The sequence below is a fragment of the Mesorhizobium sp. M1423 genome, assembly GCF_040317575.1.
Classification (GTDB): Bacteria; Pseudomonadota; Alphaproteobacteria; order Rhizobiales; family Rhizobiaceae; genus Mesorhizobium.
On the sequence record NZ_JAMYKU010000027.1, the window covers coordinates 1 to 21853 of the forward strand.

The window sequence follows — 21853 nt, forward strand, 5'->3', positions numbered from 1 at the left end:
AGGAGGTCGCGTCGACCTTAATCAAGACGCTTCGGTGCGAGTGGATCCACGGCTTCATCGCCGACTTCTTCAACACTATCGGCCGAAACCTGACCTAAGCCTCAGCTAACTGTCGTCGTCGCTGTCGTCGCCGTCGCTGCGCAGTGCCGGATTCAGGTCAGGATTGTCGTCAGGGGTAACAAGCTTCCCCAGCCCGTGCGGTCCTTGGTAGTTGCCGTGGGTATCGAAGTTGGGGTTGCCCTGACTGTCGAATTGCGGCGTCGGATCGATCGATTGGTCGTAACGGCGCGGGCGCGGCTTCGGATAGTAATTGTCGGAATGATGCCGATGCGAATTGCCGTTGTCGAGAATTGCGCCCACCACGCCGCCGACGATAATGGCTGCGGCGACGTCGCCAGCAGAGGGATTGCGGTTGGGGCCGGCGACTGCGAATTCGGCCGAGCAACCATTGTCGACCCAGATGCCGCCGCCGTCATAGCCCCAGCTTCTACCATATACGCAACGCGCCTTCGAAAGCCTCGAGGTCAACTGCACGCCACGTCGCGTATCGATCCCGCAATAGGAATAGCGGTAATCGGCGCTGGAGCAGACCACGCGTTTTGCCCCCGCAGCCTGCGCTGCCGTCGGCAGCAACGAAAGCTTCGCCGGGTTGCCCAGGATGCAAACCAGGAACATCATCGAACTGCTAACCGCCATCCGCGCCGACATCGCAACTCTCCATCAGGGTCCGCTATCGACAGAATGGCACCTCTGTGTAAGTCTGACAACCGGACGGGCTCAGCGAGGTTATATTAATGCGCGCTAAGATGATCGCCCCAACTATACTTGCCCTTTCTGCCTGGTTGGCTTTGTCGCTGCTGCCAGCCCGGGCGGACGACAGCCTCAAACGCATCATCGACCAGAAGACACTGACGGTCGGCGTGGCGCTCAACCCGCCATGGATCCTCAAGAAGGCCGACGGGAAGTTCGCCGGCTATGATGTCGACCTTACCAGTGCGCTGGCGTCTGATCTCGGCGTCGACCTGAAGCTGGTCGAGGTGCCCTGGAACGACCTCAAGACACGACTGCTCAAGGGTGATTTCGACATGATCGCGGCGGGCTACGCCAGCACGCCGGAACGCGCACGCGAGGTGGTGTTCTCCAACCAGACCGGTACCGCCGATATCCGCATGGTTGCGACGATCGCCAGCCTTGGGAAAAGGCCGGGAAAGGCAGTAGCGGCGCCGGGATACAAGATCGCCGTGTTGTCCAATTCCACCGATGAAGCCGCCGCGAAGGAAGCTTTTCCCAAGGCGACCATCCTGTCTTTCGACAATACCTCAGATGTTTTCGCCGCGATCATCGGCGGCGACGCACAGGCGATGGTCGCCACATCGCCAACGCCGCAAATGGCCGCCAGGCTCTATGACGCGAAATTGAAAATGGTGGGCGGTCCGCTGTTGCGGACGCCGGAGGCGTTTGCCATGCGGCCGGACGATGTCCGCCTCATCCAATACGTCAACAACTGGATCGGCGCGCGTACCGCTGACGGCACCATAGGCGGCGTGCGCCGCTACTGGTTCGGCAGCTTCAAATGGATGTCGCGGTTCGACACCGGCGCCAAGCCGGAACCTGCCAAGCAATAGGTTGGCGACCTGTTATGCGACCTTGTCGATCAGCGGCTTGAGCGCCGGGTGGATTTCCGGCGAGGCGTGCTTGATCAGCGTCAGCAACGCACGCTCGTTCTCCTGCAGCGGCCGGTCGCCGATGTGTTCAGCTAGCCATTTCGCCTCGCCGGCATCGACCGTCTCGGCGCGGCGGGCCAGAGCCTCGGCTGCGTTGTTCCTCGATTCCCATTCGGCCTCGACGTCGCCCGGTGAACGATAGGCCTCCATAATGCCGGACAGGCCACCCGACACCATGCGGCTGAAGAAACCGCCGATCTCCGGATCGGCCTGCTCGAAAAAAGCATCCCGGCGCAGCGCCACATCGCGCACCGGCGCTTCGTAGCCGGCCGAACACATGACGAAATTGGCGATCGCCTTGACGAACAGATCGTTCCACGACGGATCATTGTCGCCCGCCACTGTCCGCTCGTTGATCTTGAACAGCACCTCGGCCTCGGCGCGGCTGATGGCGATGTTGCCATCGCCGCCATAGGCGTAAAGGATGCGGCGCAACAGCTCGACCTCAGCCTTGGCTATCGACCCAGGGATAAGCCTGCCGCCGGTCGTCAGCGGCCCCTTGCCATCCACGACCGCATGAGCGACCTGCTCCAGCGCATAGCCGGAAAGCGTGCTCGGCGATGATTTGGCAACTTCCAGCACGTGCACTAGCAGCTCGAGTTCGGTTCGGCTGTCAACCATGCCGTCGCGCGAAATCGCCCGGATCAGCCAGTCGGCATTGTCCTGGGAAACATAGCCGGCCGGCTGTTCCTGGTGGACGATGAAGTCGGTGACGGCCTCGACGAAAAACTCGAGCCATTCCGCGCATTTGTCCCTCGCCGTCGCGTCGAGCGCAAACAGCGCCTCGGCCTCGCCGCGCGTTACCACGCCGTCGCCGAACACTTCGCCGCGCAGCATGACCACGTCTTCCGCCGTGATCCGATTTTTCGAGGTCAGCCCGGCCACTGGCGCGCTCATGATCAATTCGCCCATTTTGTTCCCCGCCCGCCGCCGGCAATTGCCGGCCCTTATCCGGCATATCAGCAAGGTCTTGAGAAACCGGCAAGCGGCGTGGTTAGCGAAGGCTTGCCTGTAAAGAAGGCCCGCAGAAGACTGCCAGTAAAAATGTCGCTGGCAGGTGACAAGGTGTCGTCCACGGGCTATGGATGACGAGTCGAGGGCTCTTAACCGAGTCCTACCTGTTTGCGGGAGAGAGCAGCGAGAGCTGCCGCCGAAGGGGAAATCGCCCGAAATCTCTCAGGCAAAAGAACCGTAGACGGGAAAGACACTCTGGAAAGTCGGGGCTTGCCCCCGCGCCGAAGGTGTAAGCGCTGCCGACAGAGTTACGGGGCGCGAGTCTCTCAGGCTTCAGACAGAGGGGCACGGACTGGTCGCCATTCGCGACCGCTTGCGTGCGACTCTGGAGATGACATGACGGGCGACGACACCAAACACCTTCCCCTCGAAGATCTGCACATGGCAGCCGGTGCGCGCTTCGGCGCCTTCGCCGGCTGGTCGATGCCGCTGACCTATCCGGCCGGCGTGATGAAGGAGCATCTTCACAGCCGCGAGCATGCCGGCCTGTTCGACATCTCGCACATGAAGCTGTTCGAAATCAGCGGCCCGGGCGCAGCAGCGCTTCTGAACCGCGCCTGCCCGTTCGATGCCGGCGCGCTTCAGGTTTCCCAGTCCAAATACACGTTCTTCCTCAATGAGGCCGCCGGAATACTCGACGATCTGATCGTCACCAGGCTCGGCGTCGAGCGCTTCATGATGGTCGCCAATGCCGGCAACGCCGCCGCCGACGAAAAGCATCTGCGTGAACTTGCCGAGGATTTCGACGTGAAGGTGGACGCGCTCGACCGCGTCTTCCTGGCCATCCAGGGCCCCGAGGCATGGGCTGCCCTTTCCCGCGCCGGCATCGAGACCGGTTCGCTGGTGTTCATGCACGGCATCGAGCCGCGCGAAAACTGGTTCATGAGCCGGTCGGGCTATACCGGCGAAGACGGTTTCGAGATCGGCCTGCCGGAAGCGGACGCGCGAACCCTCGTCACCAGGTTGCTCGAGGACGAGCGAGTGATGTGGATCGGCCTTGCCGCCCGCGACAGCCTGCGGCTCGAAGCAGGACTGTGCCTGCACGGGCTGGACATCACGCCGGAGATCGATCCGGCCAGCGCCGGGCTGATGTGGGCCATCCCCAAGGAGGTTCGCGCCTCTGGCGCGTTCATCGGCGCCGATGCATTGCGCGCCATCCTGGAGCGCGGCCCGGCGCAAAAACGCGTCGGCCTGAAGCCGGACGGCCGCCAGCCGGTGCGCGCCGGTGCTGCCCTTTTCGACGCCGACGGCAACCCTGCCGGCCATGTCACGTCAGGCGGCTTCGGCCCCTCGGCCGGTCATCCGGTGGCAATGGGCTACGTCCGGACGCCGCTTGCCAAGCCCGGCACAAGACTGTTCGCCGATGTCCGCGGGACGAAAATCCCGGTCGACATCCACCCCTTGCCCTTCACGCCCCATCGCTACCGCAAAGGATGATTTCAATGGCAAAGACCTATTTCACCGAAGATCACGAATGGCTTCGCGTCGAGGGCGGCATCGCCACCGTCGGCATCACCGATTACGCGCAGCAGCAGCTCGGTGACCTCGTCTTCGTCGAACTGCCTGAGCCAGGGAAAAAGCTGGCCAAGGGCGATACGGCCGTGGTGGTCGAATCGGTCAAGGCGGCATCGGACGTCTACGCGCCGGTCGACGGCGAGATCACCGAAGCCAACACCGCGCTGTCGGCCGATCCTTCGCTCGTCAATTCGGCGGCAACCGGCGACGGCTGGCTGTGGAAGATGAAGCTGGCCAATGAGAGCCAGCTCGACGGCCTCCTCGATGAAGCCGCTTACAAAGCCCATATTGGTTGATAGCAGGACCAGCAAGATGACCGCAGCACCCTACCCCTTCTCGGCTCGCCATATCGGCCCGGGCCTCCAAGACGTCAGAGCCATGCTGGCCACGATCGGCGTTCCCTCGGTCGAGACGCTGATCAGCCAGGCAGTGCCGAAGTCGATCCGGCTCGACCGTCCATTGGCCTTGCCCGCCGCTGCAAGCGAAGCGGAAGCGCTGACCGAGCTCGCGGCGACGATGGCAAAGAACACGGTGCTGAAGAGCTTCATCGGTACCGGCTATCATGGCGTCCACGTGCCGCCGGTGATCCAGCGCAACCTGTTCGAGAACCCGGCCTGGTATACGGCTTACACGCCTTACCAAGCCGAGATCAGCCAGGGCCGGCTGGAAATGCTGTTCAACTTCCAGACGCTGGTCACCGAGCTGACCGGCTTGCCGGTGGCGTCGGCCTCGCTGCTCGACGAGGCGACGGCGGTGGCCGAAGCGGTCGGCATTGCGCTGCGCCATCATCGCGACAAGCGCACCAAGGTGGCACTGGCCGGCACGCCGCACCCGCAGACGCTGGACGTCGTTCGCACCCGCGCCGAACCGCTCGGCATCGAGGTCGACGGCGAGGTGATCGACGACAACACCGCCGCCCTGCTGGTCTCCTGGCCCGATACATTCGGCGTCTATGGCAATCACAAGGCAGCGATCGACAAGGCCCGCGCTGCCGGCGCGCTGGTCGTCTTCATTGCCGATCCGTTGGGCCTGACGCTGACCGACGCGCCAGCCAGGCTTGGCGCCGACATCGCCGTCGGCCCGATGCAGCGTTTTGGCGTGCCGATGGGCTTTGGCGGGCCGCACGCCGCCTATTGCGCCGTGTCCGACAGGCTGACGCGGCTGATGCCCGGCCGGCTCGTTGGCCAGTCGACGGACAGCAAGGGCCGTCCCGGATATCGCCTGGCCTTGCAGACACGCGAGCAGCATATCCGCCGCGACAAGGCGACCTCCAACATCTGCACCGCACAGGCGCTGCTCGCCAACATGGCGACGGCCTATGCGATCTGGCATGGCCCTGCCGGGCTGCAGGCGATTGCCGGCCGCGTCCACACGCTGGCCAACCGCCTGGCTGCCGGCCTCAAGGCAGCAGGCGTTTCGGTGCTCGGCGGAAGCCGCTTCGACACGGTGACCGTGGAAGTGAAGGGCAGAGCCGCCGCACTTGCCGCCGCCGCCGAGAAGACCGGCCGGCTACTGCGTGTCATCGACGCCGACCATGTCGGCATCAGCTTTGACGAGACCTCCACCGAGGCCGATCTGGAGGCGATCGCAGCACTTTTCGGCGCCAAGGCCGGCGTTGCCGCCGGCAGTTCCATGCCAGGAAAACCGCGCGGCAAGGAGTTCCTCACCCAGCCCGTCTTCCGCGAAAACCACTCGGAAACCGACATGATGCGCTTCTTGCGCCGGCTGTCCGACAAGGACCTGGCGCTCGACCGCGCCATGATCCCGCTCGGCTCCTGCACCATGAAGCTCAACGCCGCCGCCGAAATGATGCCGGTAAGCTGGCCCGATGTCGCCAACCTGCATCCCTTTGCCCCGGCGAGCCATTCGGTAGGCTATCGCGCCATGATCGACGAGCTGGAAGGCTGGCTGGCGGAGATCACCGGCTTCGACGCGGTGACCCTGCAGCCCAATGCCGGCAGCCAGGGCGAATATGCAGGGCTGCTCGCCATTCGCGGCTATCATTTGTCGCGTGGCGAAGGCCATCGCACCGTCTGCCTGATCCCGTCCTCGGCGCATGGCACCAATCCGGCAAGTGCGGCCATGGCCGGCATGAGTGTCGTCGTCGTGCGCTGCACCGAGGACGGCAATATCGACATGGAAGACTTGCAGGCCAAGGCGGCCGAGCATGCAAAAGACCTCGCGGCGCTGATGTTCACCTATCCTTCGACGCATGGTGTTTTCGAGGAAGGCGCGCGCGACCTCTGTGCGCTCGTCCACAGCCATGGCGGCCAGGTCTATTTCGACGGCGCCAATCTCAACGCTCTGGTCGGCCTCGCCCGTCCCGGCGATATCGGTGCCGATGTCTGCCACATGAACCTGCACAAGACCTTCTGCATTCCACATGGCGGCGGCGGCCCCGGCGTCGGCCCGATCGGCGTCAAGGCGCATCTGAAACCATATCTGCCCGGCCACGTCACCGAAGGCTCGGCCCATGCCGTGGCGGCGGCACCGTTCGGCAGCGCCTCGATCCTGCCGATCACCTGGATGTATATCCGCATGATGGGCGCTTCCGGCCTGAAGCAGGCGACCGAGACGGCGATCATCTCCGCCAACTACGTGGCGACGCGGCTTGGCGAGCATTTCCCCCTGCTTTACAAGGGGCGCAACGGACGCGTTGCGCATGAATGCATCCTCGACACCCGCGTGCTCAAGGACAGCGCCGGCATCAGCGTCGACGATATCGCCAAGCGGCTGATCGACTATGGCTTCCACGCGCCGACCATGTCGTTCCCGGTGGCCGGCACGCTGATGGTCGAGCCGACCGAATCCGAGCCCAAGCGCGAGCTGGATCGTTTCTGCGAAGCCATGATCGCCATAGCCGGCGAGGCAGCCAAGGTGGCGAAGGGCGAATGGCCCTTGGCCGACAATCCTCTGGTCAATGCGCCACATACCGCCGCCGAGGCGTTGGCCGGCCAGTGGACCCATCCCTATTCGCGCCTGGAAGCGGCCTACCCCGCCGGCGATGCCGATACGGCGGCAAAATACTGGCCACCGGTGTCACGCATCGACAACGTCGCTGGCGACCGCAACCTGGTCTGCTCCTGCCCGCCGCTGTCGGAATATCTGGGTGCGGCGGAGTAGACCATGATCCCGAAGAGTGGAATCCGGTTTTCGGACAAGATCATGGTCTAACAAGAAGATAGAAGCCTCAATCAGGCAGAACGCAAGGCCGGCCCGTCGGCCTTGCTCGCCCTGTCCCGGGCGATGACGCGATTTCGCCCGGCGCGCTTTGCCGCATAGAGCGCGGCGTCGGCTTCGGCCAGCACATCATCGAGACCGGTGCCGCTCGTCCCACCAAAGCCGATGCCGCCGCTGACTGTGCTTCGCAACGGACCAAGCTGGGTGGCCACGACTTCCGTACCGAAGGCGACGCTGATCTTGCTCGCAATGTCATAGGCTTTTTCTTCCGTCATCCGCGACATGACGAGCACGAATTCCTCGCCGCCCAGCCGGAAGGCGTCGACGCCGGTTCTGGAGTATTTCCTGATGACGGCGGCAAAGCGGCGCAGGACCTGGTCGCCGACCGGATGACCGAATACGTCGTTCGTCCTTTTGAAATGGTCGAGGTCGAACATGGCGACGGACATAAACGGACCGAAGACCCGCTCGCCGTAGAGTGCCGTTAACGCCCGCCGGTTCATCAGCCCGGTCAATGGGTCGGTCATCGTCTCGGCCTTCAATTCGATCTGCGCCTGCAAATGGTGCAGGGAGAGCGTTAATGCGCCAAGCCCGGTCATGCAGGCGACGGCTACGACGGAATTCACCCGCTCGGCCCAATTGTCTGGTGCTACGCCGAGCACCCACTGGCCCTTGACCAGCAGGACCGCGCCGCAAAGTCCGAACGACAGCGCACAGACGCCGCTCAGGAACGATACGACCAGCAATATCCGGCGATCATGACCACCCTCAATCCAGAACATCGCCCCGATAAGCGAGAGTAGCGCCGTTACCGTCGCATAGGTGACAATGAAGCCGACACCATCAAACCCGAGATACGTCGCGCCCGCGCAAACAGCCATCGCAGCCAAGGTCGGCAAGATGGCGCGCCTATAGTCGCGCATGCTGAGATATTGCATGGCCGACAGGCAGATAATCAGGAAGCCGAGGCTGAGAAGAGCAAGCACGATCTGGCAAAGCCAGGGGCTTGGATCTCTTGTGTAATGCCAAAACAAGACCACATGTGCGACGAGCACGAGAATGCCGCACGCCACCGTCAGCACAAAGCGTGCCTGTGGCGCGGTGAACCAGATCGCAAACATGGTGATGCTGAGGCACGTGCCCGACAGCGCCGCTGCGAGCAGGAGCGAACTGTAATCCAACATGCTTAAGCGACAGCCTCTTGAGGGTTTCGCTGCATTCTAGGTCAGCGACAGTCCGCGGATATCGTTTTTCAGCCAACCTTGCGGCGTAACCTTCGGACAAGGTTTACAAAGCGTCGATGTTCCAAGCTTCGACCCCATTTCCGCCGCTTGGTTGTCGAATGGTTTTGCAGTAAGAGGCTCTATCCTCGAACGTAACAGGAACCTCCGTCGCCTGCCCGCAAAAAGCGTGGCAGTATCGGGTGGTGATTCGCAGCATCGGAATCCAGGACCGGCATGGACGACAATAACGATCTTTTCGGCAATTTGGGCAAGCAGCCGCAACCGGCTCGCGCCGCGCGCCCGGCCGACCCGCTGGTGCAGGCGGCGAAGCGGCCGGCGCCCCGCGATGCCAGCGAGAGCTATAGTGCCGCCGATATCGAGGTGCTGGAGGGGCTGGAGCCGGTGCGCCGCCGCCCGGGCATGTACATTGGCGGCACCGACGACAAGGCGATGCACCATCTGTTCGCCGAGGTCATCGACAATTCGATGGACGAGGCGGTCGCCGGCCATGCTACCTTCATCGATGTCGAGCTTTCCGCCGACGGATACCTGTCTGTAACCGACAACGGCCGCGGCATTCCGGTCGATCCGCACCCGAAATTCAAGAAGCCGGCGCTCGAACTCATCATGACCACGCTGCATTCAGGCGGCAAGTTCGACAGCAAGGTCTACGAGACCTCGGGAGGCCTGCACGGTGTCGGCGTTTCCGTGGTCAACGCGCTGTCCGACCATCTCGAGGTCGAGGTTGCGATTGGGCGCAAGCTCTATCGCCAGCGCTTCTCGCGAGGCGTTCCGGTGACCGGCCTGGAGCAGCTCGGCGAGGTGCACAACCGGCGCGGCACGAAGATCCGCTTCCATCCAGACGAGCAGATTTTCGGCAAGGGTGCTGCGTTCGAGCCGGCGCGGCTCTACCGCATGGCGCGGTCAAAAGCCTATCTGTTCGGCGGTGTCGAAATCCGCTGGACCTGCGATCCCTCGCTGATCAAGGAAAAGGACACGACGCCGGCCAAGGCAGAATTCCATTTTCCGGGCGGCCTCAAGGACTATCTGAAAGCCTCGCTCGGCGACGAATTCCAGGTGACCCGTGAAATGTTCGCCGGCAAGAGCGAGAAGCAGGGCGGTCACGGCTCGCTCGAATGGGCGGTGACCTGGTTCGGCGGCGACGGTTTTATAAATTCCTATTGCAACACCATTCCGACAGCCGAAGGCGGCACGCACGAGGCCGGCTTCCGCAACGTTCTGACGCGCGGCTTGCGCGCCTATGCCGACCTGGTCGGCAACAAGCGCGCTTCGATAGTCACATCCGAAGATGTGATGATCTCGGCGGCGGGCATGCTGTCGGTGTTCATCCGCGAGCCGGAATTCGTCGGCCAGACCAAGGACAGGCTGGCGACGATCGAGGCGATCCGCATCGTCGAAAGCGCCATCCGCGACCCGTTCGACCATTGGCTGGCCGACAATCCGCAGGAAGCTTCGAAACTGCTCGAATGGGTGATCGCGCGTGCCGACGAGCGGGTGCGCCGCCGCCAGGAAAAGGAAGTGTCGCGCAAGAGCGCGGTGCGCAAGCTGCGCCTGCCCGGCAAGCTCGCCGACTGCACGCAGAATGCAGCGGCCGGCGCCGAGCTGTTCATCGTCGAGGGCGATTCGGCTGGCGGTTCGGCAAAGCAGGCGCGCGACCGCGCCAGCCAGGCGGTGCTGCCGCTCCGCGGCAAGATCCTCAACGTCGCCAGCGCCGGTAACGACAAGCTGGCCGGCAACCAGCAGATATCCGACCTGATCCAGGCCTTGGGCTGCGGCACGCGCTCGAGATACCGCGACGAGGACCTGCGTTACGACCGGGTCATCATCATGACCGACGCCGACGTCGATGGCGCCCATATCGCTTCGCTGCTGATCACCTTCTTCTACCAGGAGATGCCGAGCCTGGTCCGCGGCGGCCATCTCTATCTGGCGGTGCCGCCGCTCTACTCGATCCGGCAAGGCGGCAAGGTCGCCTATGCCCGCGACGATGCGCACAAGGACGAACTTCTGCGCACCGAATTCACCGGGCGCGGCAAAGTCGAAATCGGCCGCTTCAAGGGGCTGGGCGAAATGATGGCTGCCCAGCTCAAAGAAACCACCATGGACCCGAGAAAGCGCACGCTGCTCAGGGTGGACGTCATCGACGCCGAGGCGGCGACCAAGGATGCGGTCGACGCATTGATGGGCACCAAGCCCGAGGCCCGCTTCCGCTTCATCCAGGAACGCGCGGAATTCGCCGCGACGGAAGTGCTGGATATCTGAGCGTCTTCTGCTAGGCGAGCCGCGGACGGCGGCTGTCACTGTGCGCAAGACTTTTCCGGATTTTTCGCGAAGGATGAGGCCTGGAACGGTTCAGCGTTTCACGGAAACGCCGAACCGCTCAGTTTTTTATTTTGACGCAAGTCGGAAAACCGTTTCACGCTTTTCCTGGAATTGCTTTAAGCAGCCGCGATCGCCAGCGCGTGCCCGCGTGCGTTCGCGCGCAGCGCATCGAGATGGATCGATTTGACCAGCCTGGCGAGATCGCCTTCGGCGGACTGTCCGCCCAATTCCTTCAGCATCAGCCAGCTGACTTCCTGGACGCCGGCGAGGCGTTTGCCATTGGCGACCTCACGCCAGACCTTCAGCGCGCGCAGGATGATGGCGTGGGTGGCGGCGGCAAGCCCGGCGCTGCGGAACAGTGCCTGCAACGCTATGTCATGCCCGCTGGCCAGCAGCGCCCTCACCCGTTGCTCGGGCTGCTGGCTGAGCGCGACCAGCGCCGAACCAAAGAAGTCGACCTTGCCGTGCGCGATGGTGCGGATGACGAAGCTTGCGGTCAGGTCGCCGCGCAGGCGCAGATGTTCGACAAGTGCGGTATGTTCCTCCGCCCGCGTGCCTTCGATCAGTGTCACCGAAGCCTTGACGCAAGCATCGCGCGTGATGCGCTCGGCCCTGGCGGCGCCCATCAGCGCCAGCACCAATGGCGACCCCTTGAGCATCTCCCCTAGCTTGACCAGCAGCATATGCCGGCAGTCGGCGGGCAGCCGGATGTCGGCGATCAGCGCCTCGCGCACCAGAGGCAGATGGCCGTGACGCTCGGCCATGCGGCGAAAGCTGACGGATGCGATGTCGGCGCCGCTATTGGCGAGCAGCGTGGTGCAGGCTTCCGGCTCACCGACCTCGGCGATCGCTGCCGCAACCGACATCGAGACGCGCGGCCGGTCGGCGATCACCTTCTGCGTCGCTTTCTGGCCGCCGGCAACCCGATCAATCAGGTCGGAATCGGTAAGCAGCGGCGAGCGCGCCAGTACCAAAGCGGCCACCTCGGGCTGGTCCGAAGCCAGCGCGCTGACGATCTGCGGCGGCGCATGATGGCTCATGGAAAGCGCGTCGGCGATCGCCAGCCGCACCTTCGACGATGCGTCATCGAGCAGCAACGTCAGCGCCGCCTCGGCAGCGCAGCGGTCCTCGAAAGGCAGGTCCGAGTCGACATAGGCGCGAGCCAGCGCGCTTGCCGCCGCAGCACGCTCCGACACCTTTGCCGTGTGGATCCATTTCAGGAAATGCGAAACGACCATGTCGCCTGCTTACGCCCTTTGCCAGAACGCTTCTGGCGCCTGTCGAGACCGTAGGCACAAATGGTTTACGAACGGTTCACCATGTTCGTTAACTGGCTTGCGAGCCCGGTATGCAACGCCTATCAACCCTTAAGCAGTGGAGGAGACAGACCATGGCCGGCCTTTACCTTGAGGAGTTCGTTGTCGGCCATGTGTTCAAGCACACGCTGCGCAAGACCGTGACCGAAAGCGACAACATGCTGTTTTCGGTGATGACGCTGAACCCGCAACCGCTGCACATCGATTTCGACTTCGCCGCCAAGAGCGAATGGGGCAAGCCCCTGGTCAATTCGCTGTTCACGCTTGGCCTGATGATCGGCATCTCGGTCAACGACATCACCGTCGGCACCACCATCGCTAATCTCGGCATGAAGGAGACGGTGTTTCCGCACCCCGTCTTCCATGGCGACACGATTCGCGTCGAGACCACGGTGGTTTCGGTGCGCGATTCCAGGTCGAAACAGGACCGCGGTATCGTCGAGTTCGAGCACCGCGCTTATAACCAGAACGACGTGCTGGTTGCCAGATGCACGAGGCAAGCCATGATGATGAAAAAGGCATAGCCGATGCGTTCCCTGCTCTTCGTTCCCGGCGATTCGGAAAAGAAGCTGGAGAAGGGCTTTGGCGCGGGCGCCGACATGGTCATCGTCGATCTCGAGGACTCGATTGCCTCGCAAAACAAGGGGCTGGCGCGCGACACAGCGGCGCGTTTCCTCGCCGGGCACAGGCACCGAACCAACTCCGCGATCTATGTGCGCGTCAATGACCTTTCGACCGGACTGACCGACGACGATCTGGCGGCGCTCGTGCCAGTGAAGCCCGACGGCATCATGCTGCCTAAGTCGAACAGCGGACTGGATGTCCAGCATCTCTCGGCCAAGCTCAGGGTGCACGAAGCTGAAAGCGGCCTGCCGGATGGCGCGATAAAGATCCTGCCGATCATCACAGAAACGGCCGCCGGCGTTCTGGCCGCCGTGACCTACGCCAAGGCAAGCGCGCGGCTTGTCGGCGTCACCTGGGGCGCGGAAGATCTGTCGGCGGCAATCGGCGCGCGCTCGACGCGCGACGCGAATGGCCGCTACACGGATGTATTCCGCTTCGCCCGCACCATGACCCTGCTTGCGGCGAATGCCGCGGAAGTCGCGGCGATCGACACCGTCTTTCCGGATTTTCGCGACATGGCCGGCTTCGAGGCCGAATGCGCCGAGGCCGAGAGCGACGGCTTCACCGGCAAGATGGCGATCCATCCGGCGCAGGTGCCGGTCATCAACGCCGCCTTCACGCCTTCGGCGCAAGCGGTGAAAAATTCGCTGGCGATCGTCGAGGCATTCAAGGCGGCGGGAAACCCCGGCGTCGTCGGCATCGACGGCAAGATGTACGACCGGCCGCATCTCAAGCTCGCCGAGCGGCTCCTGGCGCGAGCCAGGGCAGCTGGGCTTGACGCTTAGGGGTCTGCCCCGCGTCGAAAATTACCGCACCCACGGCCCCGAATAGTCGGCGTAGAGCTTTGCCGGATCGGGCCGTGGCCGCTCCGGCGCCGGCCCCTGATAGGAGCCGATATGGACAAAACCGACGACCCGCTCATGCGGCGCCAGACCGAGGATCGCCCTGCCCTCCGGCACGTCGGAATACCAGTTGCTGATCATGTTGGTGCCGTAGCCCAGCGCATTGGCTGATATCATCAGATTCATCGCCGCCATGCCGCCGGACAGGAACATCTCCCATTGCGGGATCTTTGGATTTTCCCTGGGGATCGAGATCACGCCGATGACCAGCGGCGCCCGCGAAAAGCGTGCCAATTCCTGGTTGCGGCGGCCTTCCGGCAACGGCCCTTCGCGCTGTTCGGCAAGTGCTGCCAACTCCTTGCCGATCTCGACGCGAGCCTCGCCGCGATAGAGGATGAAACGCCAGGGCTCCAGCCGGCCATGATCCGGCACCCGCGAGGCGGCGGCGATCATGGTCGCGATCTCCGCATCGCCCGGTGCCGGCTCTTTCAAATCCGGGATCGGCGCGGAATTTCGGGTCAGCAGAAAATCGATGATCGGCGACGCCATGGGCGCAAGTCTCCTGGAATTTGAGCTGAAGCGCGCCATCGGGATATCGGGCGGCTCGGGGCATTGGCGCGACGCGCCGGACAAAGAGCCCTCTAGCAGAAGCCGACCGGACTCTTAAGCCTTGAAATTGCCACCGCATTGGGCTTCAACGCAAGGCATGTTTGAGGGGACATTGCGTCTTTTCCTGATATGGCTCGCTGCCGCACTGTTGATGGTGCCGGTTTCGCTTGCCGCCGCCCAGAATGTAGACGGCCTCAGTGATCTGAAACTTCCCGGAATTTCGGGCTATGCGCCTCCGAAAAGCGAGACATCGCTGGCATTGGGCAGCAGCGGGGCGATCACGCTGTCGGCGCAATTGACCGACAAGGGTGCCGACATCACGCGCGGCATCGTCTGGCGCGTCTTCAAGCCCGAATCGGCCAGCGACGGCAAGCTGCCGATGGTCGCCTCCGCTCATGGCGGCACCGCCGTATTCCAGCTCGAGCCGGGTTCCTATCTGGTCCATGCCTCCTACGGGCGGGCCGGCGCCACCAAGCGCATCACCGTCGGCAAGGAAGCCAAGCGTGAGAGCCTCGTGCTCGATGCCGGCGGCCTCAAGCTTGATGCCGTGCTGTCGGGAGGGGTGCGCATACCGCCGAAGAAGCTGCGCTTCTCGATTTATGAGAGCCACGCCGCGGCCGATGGCGATCGCGCGCTGATCATACCCGATGTCGAGCCGAACAGCGTCGTGCGGCTCAATGCCGGCACCTACCACGTTGTTTCGACCTATGGCGCTGTGAACGCGGTCATCCGCTCCGACATCCGCGTCGAGGCCGGCAAGCTGACCGAAGCGACGGTCGAGCATCGTGCCGCCGAGATGACCATGAAGCTGGTGCGCGAGCCGGGCGGCGAGGCGATCGCCGACACCTCCTGGTCGCTGCTGAACGAGTCCGGCGACCCGATCAAGGAGACCGTCGGCGCCTTTGCCTCGATGGTGCTGGCCGAGGGCGACTACACCATCATCGCCAAAAACCGCGACCGCATCTACCAGAAGGATTTTACGGTGGTGGCCGGACACAATCAGGACATCGAAGTCCTGGCAACCGAAGCTTCGGCCATCGATTCCGAGGAAGGCGCCGACTAAGCCGCGCCCCCTCTAGGCTGCTTTGCGCATGCGTCGCGCCAGCAACGGCACGCGGCCAGTCGTCTCGGCCGGCGCCAGATCGAAGACGCCGCGCTGAAGGCGGTCGAGCAAGGCCTTGCGGTCTCGCAGCGGCTCCAGTTCGTCCCACCCCAGCACGTCGCCGACGCGCACGTCGATCGATTTGCCGGAGAGCCGCGCAAATTCACGGATGAGCAGCGATGTGCGCAGTGTCAGCGAGGCCTTGCCGACGAATTTCGCCACACGCCCGTCGCGTTCGGCCATGTTCATCGGTCCGCTGACCAGATGGAACAGCCGGCCGTTCTGGCCCGAAAAATGCAATGGGATGACCGACGCCTTTGCGTCCTGAACGAGACGGGCCGGAAACACCTTCCACGGCAGATCGCGTGCCCGGCCAAACCCCTTCGGCGCGGTGGCGACACCTCCCGCCGGAAAGACGACGATGGTGACGCCCTCCTTGAGCAGCCGCACCGCTTCATGGCGGACCGCCATGTTGTTCTTCAGCGCGTCCTTGGTCTCGGAAAAGTCGATCGGCAGCGAATAGGGCTCCATCTCGCGGATCTTGAGCAGATCCTTGTGGATCATGACGCGGAACGGTCGGCCGAGCTACTCCGCCAGCGACAGCACGGCAATACCGTCGCCGATGCCGAACGGATGGTTGGCAACAATCACCAGCGGCGTGTCGGGCAGGTTTGCCGGCGGCCATTGACCGGCGGTCCGCACCCGGACGTCGATCAGCTCCAGCATGCGGCTGAACACGCGCTCGCCGTTCGGCACCACTTGCCGGCGCCAGAAATCATAGAGTGCGGCGAAGCGATCACGTCCCGACAGGCCTTCGACCGAGTGGATGAACCAGCGCGTCAGCGCCGGCTGATGCGGACCGGCATAGGAGAGCTCGGGAAACGGTCTTTCGCGCATCTTCAGCTTGAGCATGGGGCTCGCTACACAATTGGCGTGACAAGCATATGAAAATGGCGGTGGAGCGATCCACCGCCATTTCGTTGCTGATTGGCCGGCTCAGGCCGCGCGGCGCTTGCGGTCGGGTGTCACCGCCTCGTCGGAAAGCAGTTTCACGGCGGCCGCGAGGCCAAGCGATTCCTGGTCGCGCGACCCGAGACGGCGGACATTGACCGTTTCTTCCTCAGCCTCGCGCTTGCCGCAAACGAGGATGACCGGCACCTTGGCAAGGCTGTGCTCTCGGACCTTGTAGTTGATCTTCTCGTTGCGCAGGTCGGTTTCGGCGATCAGCCCCGCCGCCTTCAGCTGCGCAACGACTTTTCGCGCGTAATCGTCGGCATCGGAAGTGATCGTGGCCACCACCACCTGCAGCGGCGCGAACCAGAGCGGGAAATGGCCGGAATAATTCTCGATCAGGATGCCGAGAAAACGCTCCATCGAACCGCAGATGGCGCGATGCACCATCACCGGCTGCTTCTTTTCCGAATCGGAGCCGATGTAGAAGGCGCCGAACCGTTCCGGCAGGTTGAAGTCGACCTGCGTGGTGCCGCATTGCCAGTCGCGGCCGATGGCGTCCTTCAGCACATATTCGAACTTCGGCCCGTAGAACGTGCCCTCGCCCGGATTTACGCCCGTCTTGATCCGGTTGCCCGACCGCGCCGCGATCTTGTCGAGCACGTCCTGCAGCACGCCCTCGGCGTGATCCCACATCGCGTCGGTGCCGACCCGTTTTTCGGGGCGGGTCGCCAGCTTGACCGTGATTTCGTCGAAGCCGAAATCGGCATAGGTCGACAGGATCAGGTCGTTGATCTTGATGCACTCGTCGGCGAGCTGTTCCTCGGTGCAGAAGATGTGGGCATCGTCCTGGGTAAAGCCGCGCACCCGCATCAGCCCGTGCAGTGCGCCGGACGGCTCATAGCGATGCACATTGCCGAATTCCGCAAGTTTTACCGGCAGATCGCGGTAGGACTTCAGCCCGTGTTTGAAGATTTGGACGTGGCCGGGGCAGTTCATCGGCTTCAGCGCAAACACCCGGTCGTCGTCGGTGTCGTCGCCGGCGACCGTCACCTTGAACATGTTGTCCCGGTACCAGCCCCAGTGGCCTGAGGTCTCCCACAGGCTCTTGTCGAGCACCTGCGGCGCGTTGACCTCCTGGTAGCCCTGCTCGTCCAGGCGGCGGCGCATGTAATTGACCAGGTTCTGGAACATCCTCCAGCCCTTGGCGTGCCAGAACACGACCCCGGGGCCCTCCTCCTGGAAATGGAACAGGTCCATCTCACGGCCGAGCTTCCTGTGGTCGCGCTTCTCGGCTTCCTCCAGCATCGTCTGATAGGCTTCGAGCTGCGCCTGGTCGGCCCAGGCCGTGCCGTAGATGCGCGTCAGCATCGGGTTGTTGCTATCGCCGCGCCAATAGGCGCCGGCGACCTTCATCAGCTTGAAGGCGTTGCCGATCTGGCCGGTCGAGGCCATGTGCGGACCGCGGCAAAGGTCGAACCAGTCGCCCTGCGCATAGATCTTGAGATCCTGATCCTCGGCGATGGCGTCGATCAGCTCGAGCTTGTAGCGCTCGCCCTTGTCGGCAAAGATCCTTTTCGCCTTTTCACGCGACCACACCTCTTTGGTGAACGGCTTGTTGCGCGCAATGATCTCGCGCATCTTCTTCTCGATCACCGGGAAATCGTCGGGCGTGAACGGCTCGTTGCGGGCGAAGTCGTAGTAGAATCCGTTCTCGATCACCGGCCCGATGGTCACCTGCGTTCCCGGCCAAAGTTCCTGCACGGCTTCGGCCAGCACGTGCGCGGCATCATGGCGGATGAGCTCCAGCGCACGCGGATCCTCGCGGGTGATGATTTCGAGCTTGCCTGATTTGCCGATCGGGTCGGAAAGGTCGCGCAACGTGCCGTCGATGCTGTAGGCAACGGCCTTCTTGGCCAGCGACTTCGAGATCGATTCCGCCAGGCCGGCGCCGGTCATCGCCGCGTCGTAGTCGCGGACGGAGCCATCGGGAAATGTCAGGGAAACGGAATTCAGCATTAAATTCTCCTATCCAGTCCCGCAAACGAGCGCGGGTGGTAAAATGCACGTCGCCCAAAACTGCGTAGCGATTTTGGGGTTGCGACTTACATCAAGTAAGAGCCGGATGCGTCCGGCGGCGAGCGGTCTTTTATGGGCAGTTTTCGGCGCCGTAAAGCCGGATTTAGGTCACCCGAGGAGATTCGACAGCTCTTTCAGGAACATCGCCCGCGTCTTGAGCCCCTTCGGCGTGTCGGAACGTTTCGTATCGACTACGAGGCGGGCAAAGACGATCTTGCGAGCATCCTTCTGCGCCCAGCCAACAAACCAGCCAAGCGAGCGCTTGTCGGCATCGTCGCCAAGCCTGGTCGTCCCGGTCTTGCCCTGCACCGTCCAGCCGCCCGCCCGGAAGGTCGGGACAATCGCATTGGTCATCGCATGGGCCTTGTCCGAGACCGGCAGATTCCGCGCCAGCAGCTTGCGCAGGAAATCGACCTGCTCGACCGGCGATATCTCGAGCGAAGAATTCACCCAGGAATGGGTGAGGCCGTCATTCTTGCCGGAATTGCCGGAGACGTCGGTGTTGCCATAGTCCAATCTGGACACATAGCCGGCAAACTGTTTGCTGCCGAGCCGGCGCGTGATCTCGCGTGAGAACCGAAGGACCGAATCCCTTTCCCAGATCGTCGGGTCGACGGTCTTGCGGTCCCGTTTCGGCGCGTTGAACTCCGCTTTGTACTCCCAATTCGGTGTATGCTCGTCGCTCAGGATTCCGGCGTCATAGCCGATCAGCGCCAGCGGAACCTTGAATGTCGAGGCGGGACTGACGCGCTGGTCGCAAACCCCTTGCCGGTACAGCGTCTCGCCGCTCGCGGCGTCGACGATCAGCGTGCATTCGACGTCCCCGAGCGGGGCCGATTGCGCACGGATCGGAAAACCCAACAGCCACGCCAGGACATAGAGAACCACGGCGAAAACGAAGGGAAGACGATCTATCCGGCGCATTTGGTAATCTCTCCTGAAGGGTGTCAGGAGCGGCTTAGCGAGGCGTCTTGTCTCGATTTTGTCTTAAATGCGCTATGTCCGCGCAAGCTGCGGTTAACCCTACCAGATCGTAAACAGCGGTGCGGTTGTGTAACGAACAGTTGCGGTCAACTGTCTAGGTCGCCACGTTTTTTCCCGATCCGCCAGTACCGCCACGGCGCAAACCAGACATAGCGCTCAGCCAGGGTTTCGGGCACGCGGTCGATGCCATGCGTCCCTAACGGCCCGCAGCGCAGCACGCGAAAGAATCCCATCCAGCCGCCGGCCCATAGTCCATGCCGGGCGATCGCTTCGTGCGCGTATTCGGAACAGGTCGGCAGATGCCGGCAGGAATTGCCCACAAAGCCGGACAGCGTCAGCTGGTAGAGCCGGACGAGCGACGTGCCGAAGACGCGGCCCGGCGTCTTGCGCCACGGGCCGGGCCAGTTGCGTCCTTGTCGAATCGGCCTGGCGCCGTGCGCATGCCGATGTTGGCCGACCACCACAGTCTCCGCGTCGCGTTTCCCTTCAGGATAGATGTGCGCATCGGGCCGGGAACGCAATGCCGTTCCGGCAATCCCGTCACTGCCTCGAACGGCGAACCGGGTACCGGTCGGGCGTCGGCTTCCGACATGCGGCGACGCTGGTCGGCGGCCTCCCCTCGCACCAGTCGCCATGCGGTTTCTCCTCATGCCATTGAAATGTCGCGATCCGCACGACATCGCCCAGGATGTTGAGAAACTGGATCATGGCAGCACTCCTTTGAGCACCGATTAGAGCGCCGCTGGCCTTGCTCTTCAAACGAGTATAACGTCGACGTCAGATAACTCTGAGTTATGCGAATGAAGCGCGGACGCCTCCCCCTGACGGCTCTTAGAAGCTTCGAAGCAGCCGGTCGTCACCTGAGCTTCAGCCGTGCGGCCGAGGAGCTTTATGTTTCGCAGGCGGCGATCAGCCGCCAGATCCGCGAGCTCGAAACATTCCTGCGCCAACCTTTGTTCTTCCGCCATCATCGCCGCGTCGAATTGACCGAGACCGGCCGGCGGCTGCTCGACCAGTTGGTCAGAAGTTTCGGGGGCATCGACAGGCTGCTTTCGGAATTGACGGCGGCCCCGACGCAGTCCGTGGTCCGTGTCAGCGTCGAGCCGTCGCTTGCATCCGTATGGCTGGTGCCGCGGCTCAACCGATTTCGCCAGTTGCGACCCGATATCGACGTTTCCCTTGAGGTCGACCCGAGGTTGATAGAGTTCCGCAGCGATCAGCCTGAACTTGCTCTACGCTTCAGTGCGCACGCCACTTCATGGCCACGCAGCGAAGCCGAACAGCTTGCCTCGGTCGTCGATTCACCGGTTCTGTCGCCGGCGCTTCTTGCGTCCGGGCCAGCTCTGGAAAAACCGATCGACCTTGGTCGCTATACATTGCTGCACGAAGAAAACCGTCAGGCTTGGACGCGCTGGTTCGAAGCGGCCGGCGTGACCCCTGAAGCCGTGCCTGCGCGTGGACCGATGCTGGCGGATGCCTCGCTCTCGAAGCAGGCAGCCTTGCTTGGACATGGTGTCGCACTGGGCGATCTTTTGCAGATCGGCGAAGAACTTGCGTCCGGCGCGCTGGTCAAGCCTTTCGACATCGACGTTGCGTCCGGCGCCTATTGGCTGGTGGCCAGAAGACTAAACGACCTTTCCAAGCCGGCCAGGGCTTTTGCCGACTGGGTCCGGGCGGAATTCGCCGAAAGCCGGCGTTTTCTTGCCGAGGTTTAGGCCGCCTGTTCCGCCCGCTTCTTCTCGATTTGGCCGATCGCGTCGACCACTGCGTCGAAGGTCAGCATGGTCGAGGCGTGGCGCGCCTTGTAATCGCGCACCGGTTCCAGGTATTTCAGGTCGGCGAAGCGGCCTTCGGGCGGCGGGCCATTTTCCTTCAGCATTTTTAGCATCGTCTCGCGCACGCTGCGCAGTTCTTCCGCGCTGGCGCCGACGACATGCTGCGCCATGATCGAAGACGACGCCTGGCCAAGCGCACAGGCCTTCACGTCATGCGCGAAATCGCTGACGACGCCGTCATCCATCTTCAGATCGACGGTCACTGTCGAGCCGCACAGCTTGGAATGTGCTCGTGCGGTTGCGTCGGGCCGGTCGAGCCGACCGATCCGTGCGATATTTCCGGCAAAACCCAGAATTTTCGCATTGTAGACATCGTCGATCATATTTTTCCAATCCGTCGCCGCCCAGCGAACAGCGATTGCCGCTCTGGCGTCTTCCTTTCGCTCGGCACGAACATATATAATGGTCGTAGTCGGGTATCGACAAGGCGACCGCAAGTCTCGTCCTGCCCAAATCTGTTCACGCCACTTACGGGCTGGAAACCGGGCGAGTTTCTAACACCCGAAAGGTCG

The 21853-nt window shown here is 63.0% G+C and carries 19 protein-coding genes, 1 pseudogene and 1 riboswitch; of the genes and pseudogenes, 9 read left to right on the top strand and 11 right to left on the bottom strand.

Features of this window, described 5'->3' with window-relative positions; translation table 11 throughout:
- Positions 1-105: 105 nt before the first annotated feature.
- Positions 106-708: a DUF3011 domain-containing protein gene (locus NKG95_RS26920; RefSeq protein ID WP_353043005.1), complete on the bottom strand. Its 603-nt coding sequence runs from the start codon at positions 706-708 to the stop codon at positions 106-108.
- A gap of 98 nt (positions 709-806) precedes the next feature.
- Here NKG95_RS26920 and NKG95_RS26925 point away from each other — a divergent pair, with 98 nt between their 5' ends.
- Positions 807-1625 (top strand): transporter substrate-binding domain-containing protein, encoded by an 819-nt coding sequence (locus NKG95_RS26925; protein ID WP_353043006.1) that lies wholly within the window; start codon positions 807-809, stop codon positions 1623-1625.
- Between the two features lie 12 nt (positions 1626-1637).
- On the opposite strand, the gene NKG95_RS26930 is transcribed toward NKG95_RS26925, so the two are convergent.
- Entirely contained in the window at positions 1638-2636 is a 999-nt protein-coding gene (locus NKG95_RS26930) for a hypothetical protein (RefSeq protein ID WP_352547341.1), read from the bottom strand.
- Between the two features lie 203 nt (positions 2637-2839).
- A riboswitch (glycine riboswitch) is annotated at positions 2840-2926 on the top strand.
- Between the two features lie 148 nt (positions 2927-3074).
- On the opposite strand from NKG95_RS26930, the gene gcvT reads away from it, so the two are divergent.
- Genes gcvT through gcvP form a run of 3 tightly spaced genes read left to right on the top strand, consistent with a single transcriptional unit; the run spans position 3075 to position 7376 of the window.
- Entirely contained in the window at positions 3075-4175 is a 1101-nt protein-coding gene (gene gcvT, locus NKG95_RS26935) for a glycine cleavage system aminomethyltransferase GcvT (RefSeq protein ID WP_352495367.1), read from the top strand.
- 5 nt (positions 4176-4180) lie between these two features.
- Entirely contained in the window at positions 4181-4549 is a 369-nt protein-coding gene (gene gcvH / locus NKG95_RS26940) for a glycine cleavage system protein GcvH (RefSeq protein WP_352482176.1), read from the top strand.
- A 16-nt stretch (positions 4550-4565) separates the two neighbouring features.
- Positions 4566-7376, top strand: a complete 2811-nt coding sequence (gene gcvP / locus NKG95_RS26945; RefSeq protein WP_353043007.1) for an aminomethyl-transferring glycine dehydrogenase — start codon at positions 4566-4568, stop codon at positions 7374-7376.
- Between the two features lie 71 nt (positions 7377-7447).
- Here the strand turns inward: gcvP and NKG95_RS26950 are convergent, their stop codons facing one another.
- Entirely contained in the window at positions 7448-8617 is a 1170-nt protein-coding gene (locus tag NKG95_RS26950) for a GGDEF domain-containing protein (RefSeq protein WP_353043008.1), read from the bottom strand.
- A gap of 273 nt (positions 8618-8890) precedes the next feature.
- On the opposite strand from NKG95_RS26950, the gene parE reads away from it, so the two are divergent.
- On the top strand, positions 8891-10939 hold the full coding sequence (parE, locus tag NKG95_RS26955) for a DNA topoisomerase IV subunit B (protein WP_352495369.1): 2049 nt from the start codon (positions 8891-8893) through the stop codon (positions 10937-10939).
- Between the two features lie 176 nt (positions 10940-11115).
- Here parE and NKG95_RS26960 read toward each other — a convergent pair whose 3' ends face one another.
- Positions 11116-12237 carry a DUF2336 domain-containing protein gene (locus NKG95_RS26960; RefSeq protein ID WP_352855408.1) on the bottom strand — a complete coding sequence of 374 codons (1122 nt, stop codon included), beginning with the start codon at positions 12235-12237 and terminating at the stop codon, positions 11116-11118.
- Positions 12238-12389: 152 nt separating this feature from the next.
- Here NKG95_RS26960 and NKG95_RS26965 point away from each other — a divergent pair, with 152 nt between their 5' ends.
- On the top strand, positions 12390-12839 hold the full coding sequence (locus NKG95_RS26965; protein ID WP_352482171.1) for a MaoC family dehydratase: 450 nt from the start codon (positions 12390-12392) through the stop codon (positions 12837-12839).
- A gap of 3 nt (positions 12840-12842) precedes the next feature.
- Entirely contained in the window at positions 12843-13724 is an 882-nt protein-coding gene (locus NKG95_RS26970) for an HpcH/HpaI aldolase/citrate lyase family protein (protein ID WP_352855410.1), read from the top strand.
- A gap of 21 nt (positions 13725-13745) precedes the next feature.
- Here NKG95_RS26970 and NKG95_RS26975 read toward each other — a convergent pair whose 3' ends face one another.
- On the bottom strand, positions 13746-14330 hold the full coding sequence (locus NKG95_RS26975; RefSeq protein WP_353043009.1) for a nitroreductase family protein: 585 nt from the start codon (positions 14328-14330) through the stop codon (positions 13746-13748).
- 157 nt (positions 14331-14487) lie between these two features.
- On the opposite strand from NKG95_RS26975, the gene NKG95_RS26980 reads away from it, so the two are divergent.
- Complete coding sequence (locus tag NKG95_RS26980; RefSeq protein WP_023720140.1) at positions 14488-15453, top strand: RgsD C-terminal domain-containing protein; 966 nt, start codon at positions 14488-14490, stop codon at positions 15451-15453.
- 12 nt (positions 15454-15465) lie between these two features.
- Here the strand turns inward: NKG95_RS26980 and NKG95_RS26985 are convergent.
- The 5 genes and pseudogenes from NKG95_RS26985 to NKG95_RS27005 all read right to left on the bottom strand — a co-directional run bounded on the left by NKG95_RS26985 (position 15466) and on the right by NKG95_RS27005 (position 20214).
- Positions 15466-16404, bottom strand: a pseudogene (locus tag NKG95_RS26985) (lysophospholipid acyltransferase family protein).
- An 84-nt stretch (positions 16405-16488) separates the two neighbouring features.
- A complete protein-coding gene (gene thrS, locus NKG95_RS26990) occupies positions 16489-18462 on the bottom strand; it encodes a threonine--tRNA ligase (protein ID WP_352844219.1) in 1974 nt (657 codons plus the stop codon).
- A 168-nt stretch (positions 18463-18630) separates the two neighbouring features.
- Entirely contained in the window at positions 18631-19446 is an 816-nt protein-coding gene (gene blaOXA, locus NKG95_RS26995; protein WP_353043010.1) for a class D beta-lactamase, read from the bottom strand.
- Positions 19447-19592: 146 nt separating this feature from the next.
- On the bottom strand, positions 19593-19967 hold the full coding sequence (gene yidD / locus NKG95_RS27000) for a membrane protein insertion efficiency factor YidD (RefSeq protein ID WP_031194332.1): 375 nt from the start codon (positions 19965-19967) through the stop codon (positions 19593-19595).
- Positions 19968-20046: 79 nt separating this feature from the next.
- A complete protein-coding gene (locus NKG95_RS27005) occupies positions 20047-20214 on the bottom strand; it encodes a hypothetical protein (RefSeq protein ID WP_353043011.1) in 168 nt (55 codons plus the stop codon).
- Positions 20215-20306: 92 nt separating this feature from the next.
- Here NKG95_RS27005 and NKG95_RS27010 point away from each other — a divergent pair, with 92 nt between their 5' ends.
- Complete coding sequence (locus NKG95_RS27010) at positions 20307-21221, top strand: LysR substrate-binding domain-containing protein (RefSeq protein WP_353043012.1); 915 nt, start codon at positions 20307-20309, stop codon at positions 21219-21221.
- Here NKG95_RS27010 and NKG95_RS27015 read toward each other — a convergent pair.
- Positions 21218-21664, bottom strand: a complete 447-nt coding sequence (locus NKG95_RS27015) for an iron-sulfur cluster assembly scaffold protein (protein ID WP_023720146.1) — start codon at positions 21662-21664, stop codon at positions 21218-21220. The two genes, NKG95_RS27010 and NKG95_RS27015, sit on opposite strands and share 4 nt — an antisense overlap.
- Positions 21665-21853 lie beyond the last annotated feature (189 nt).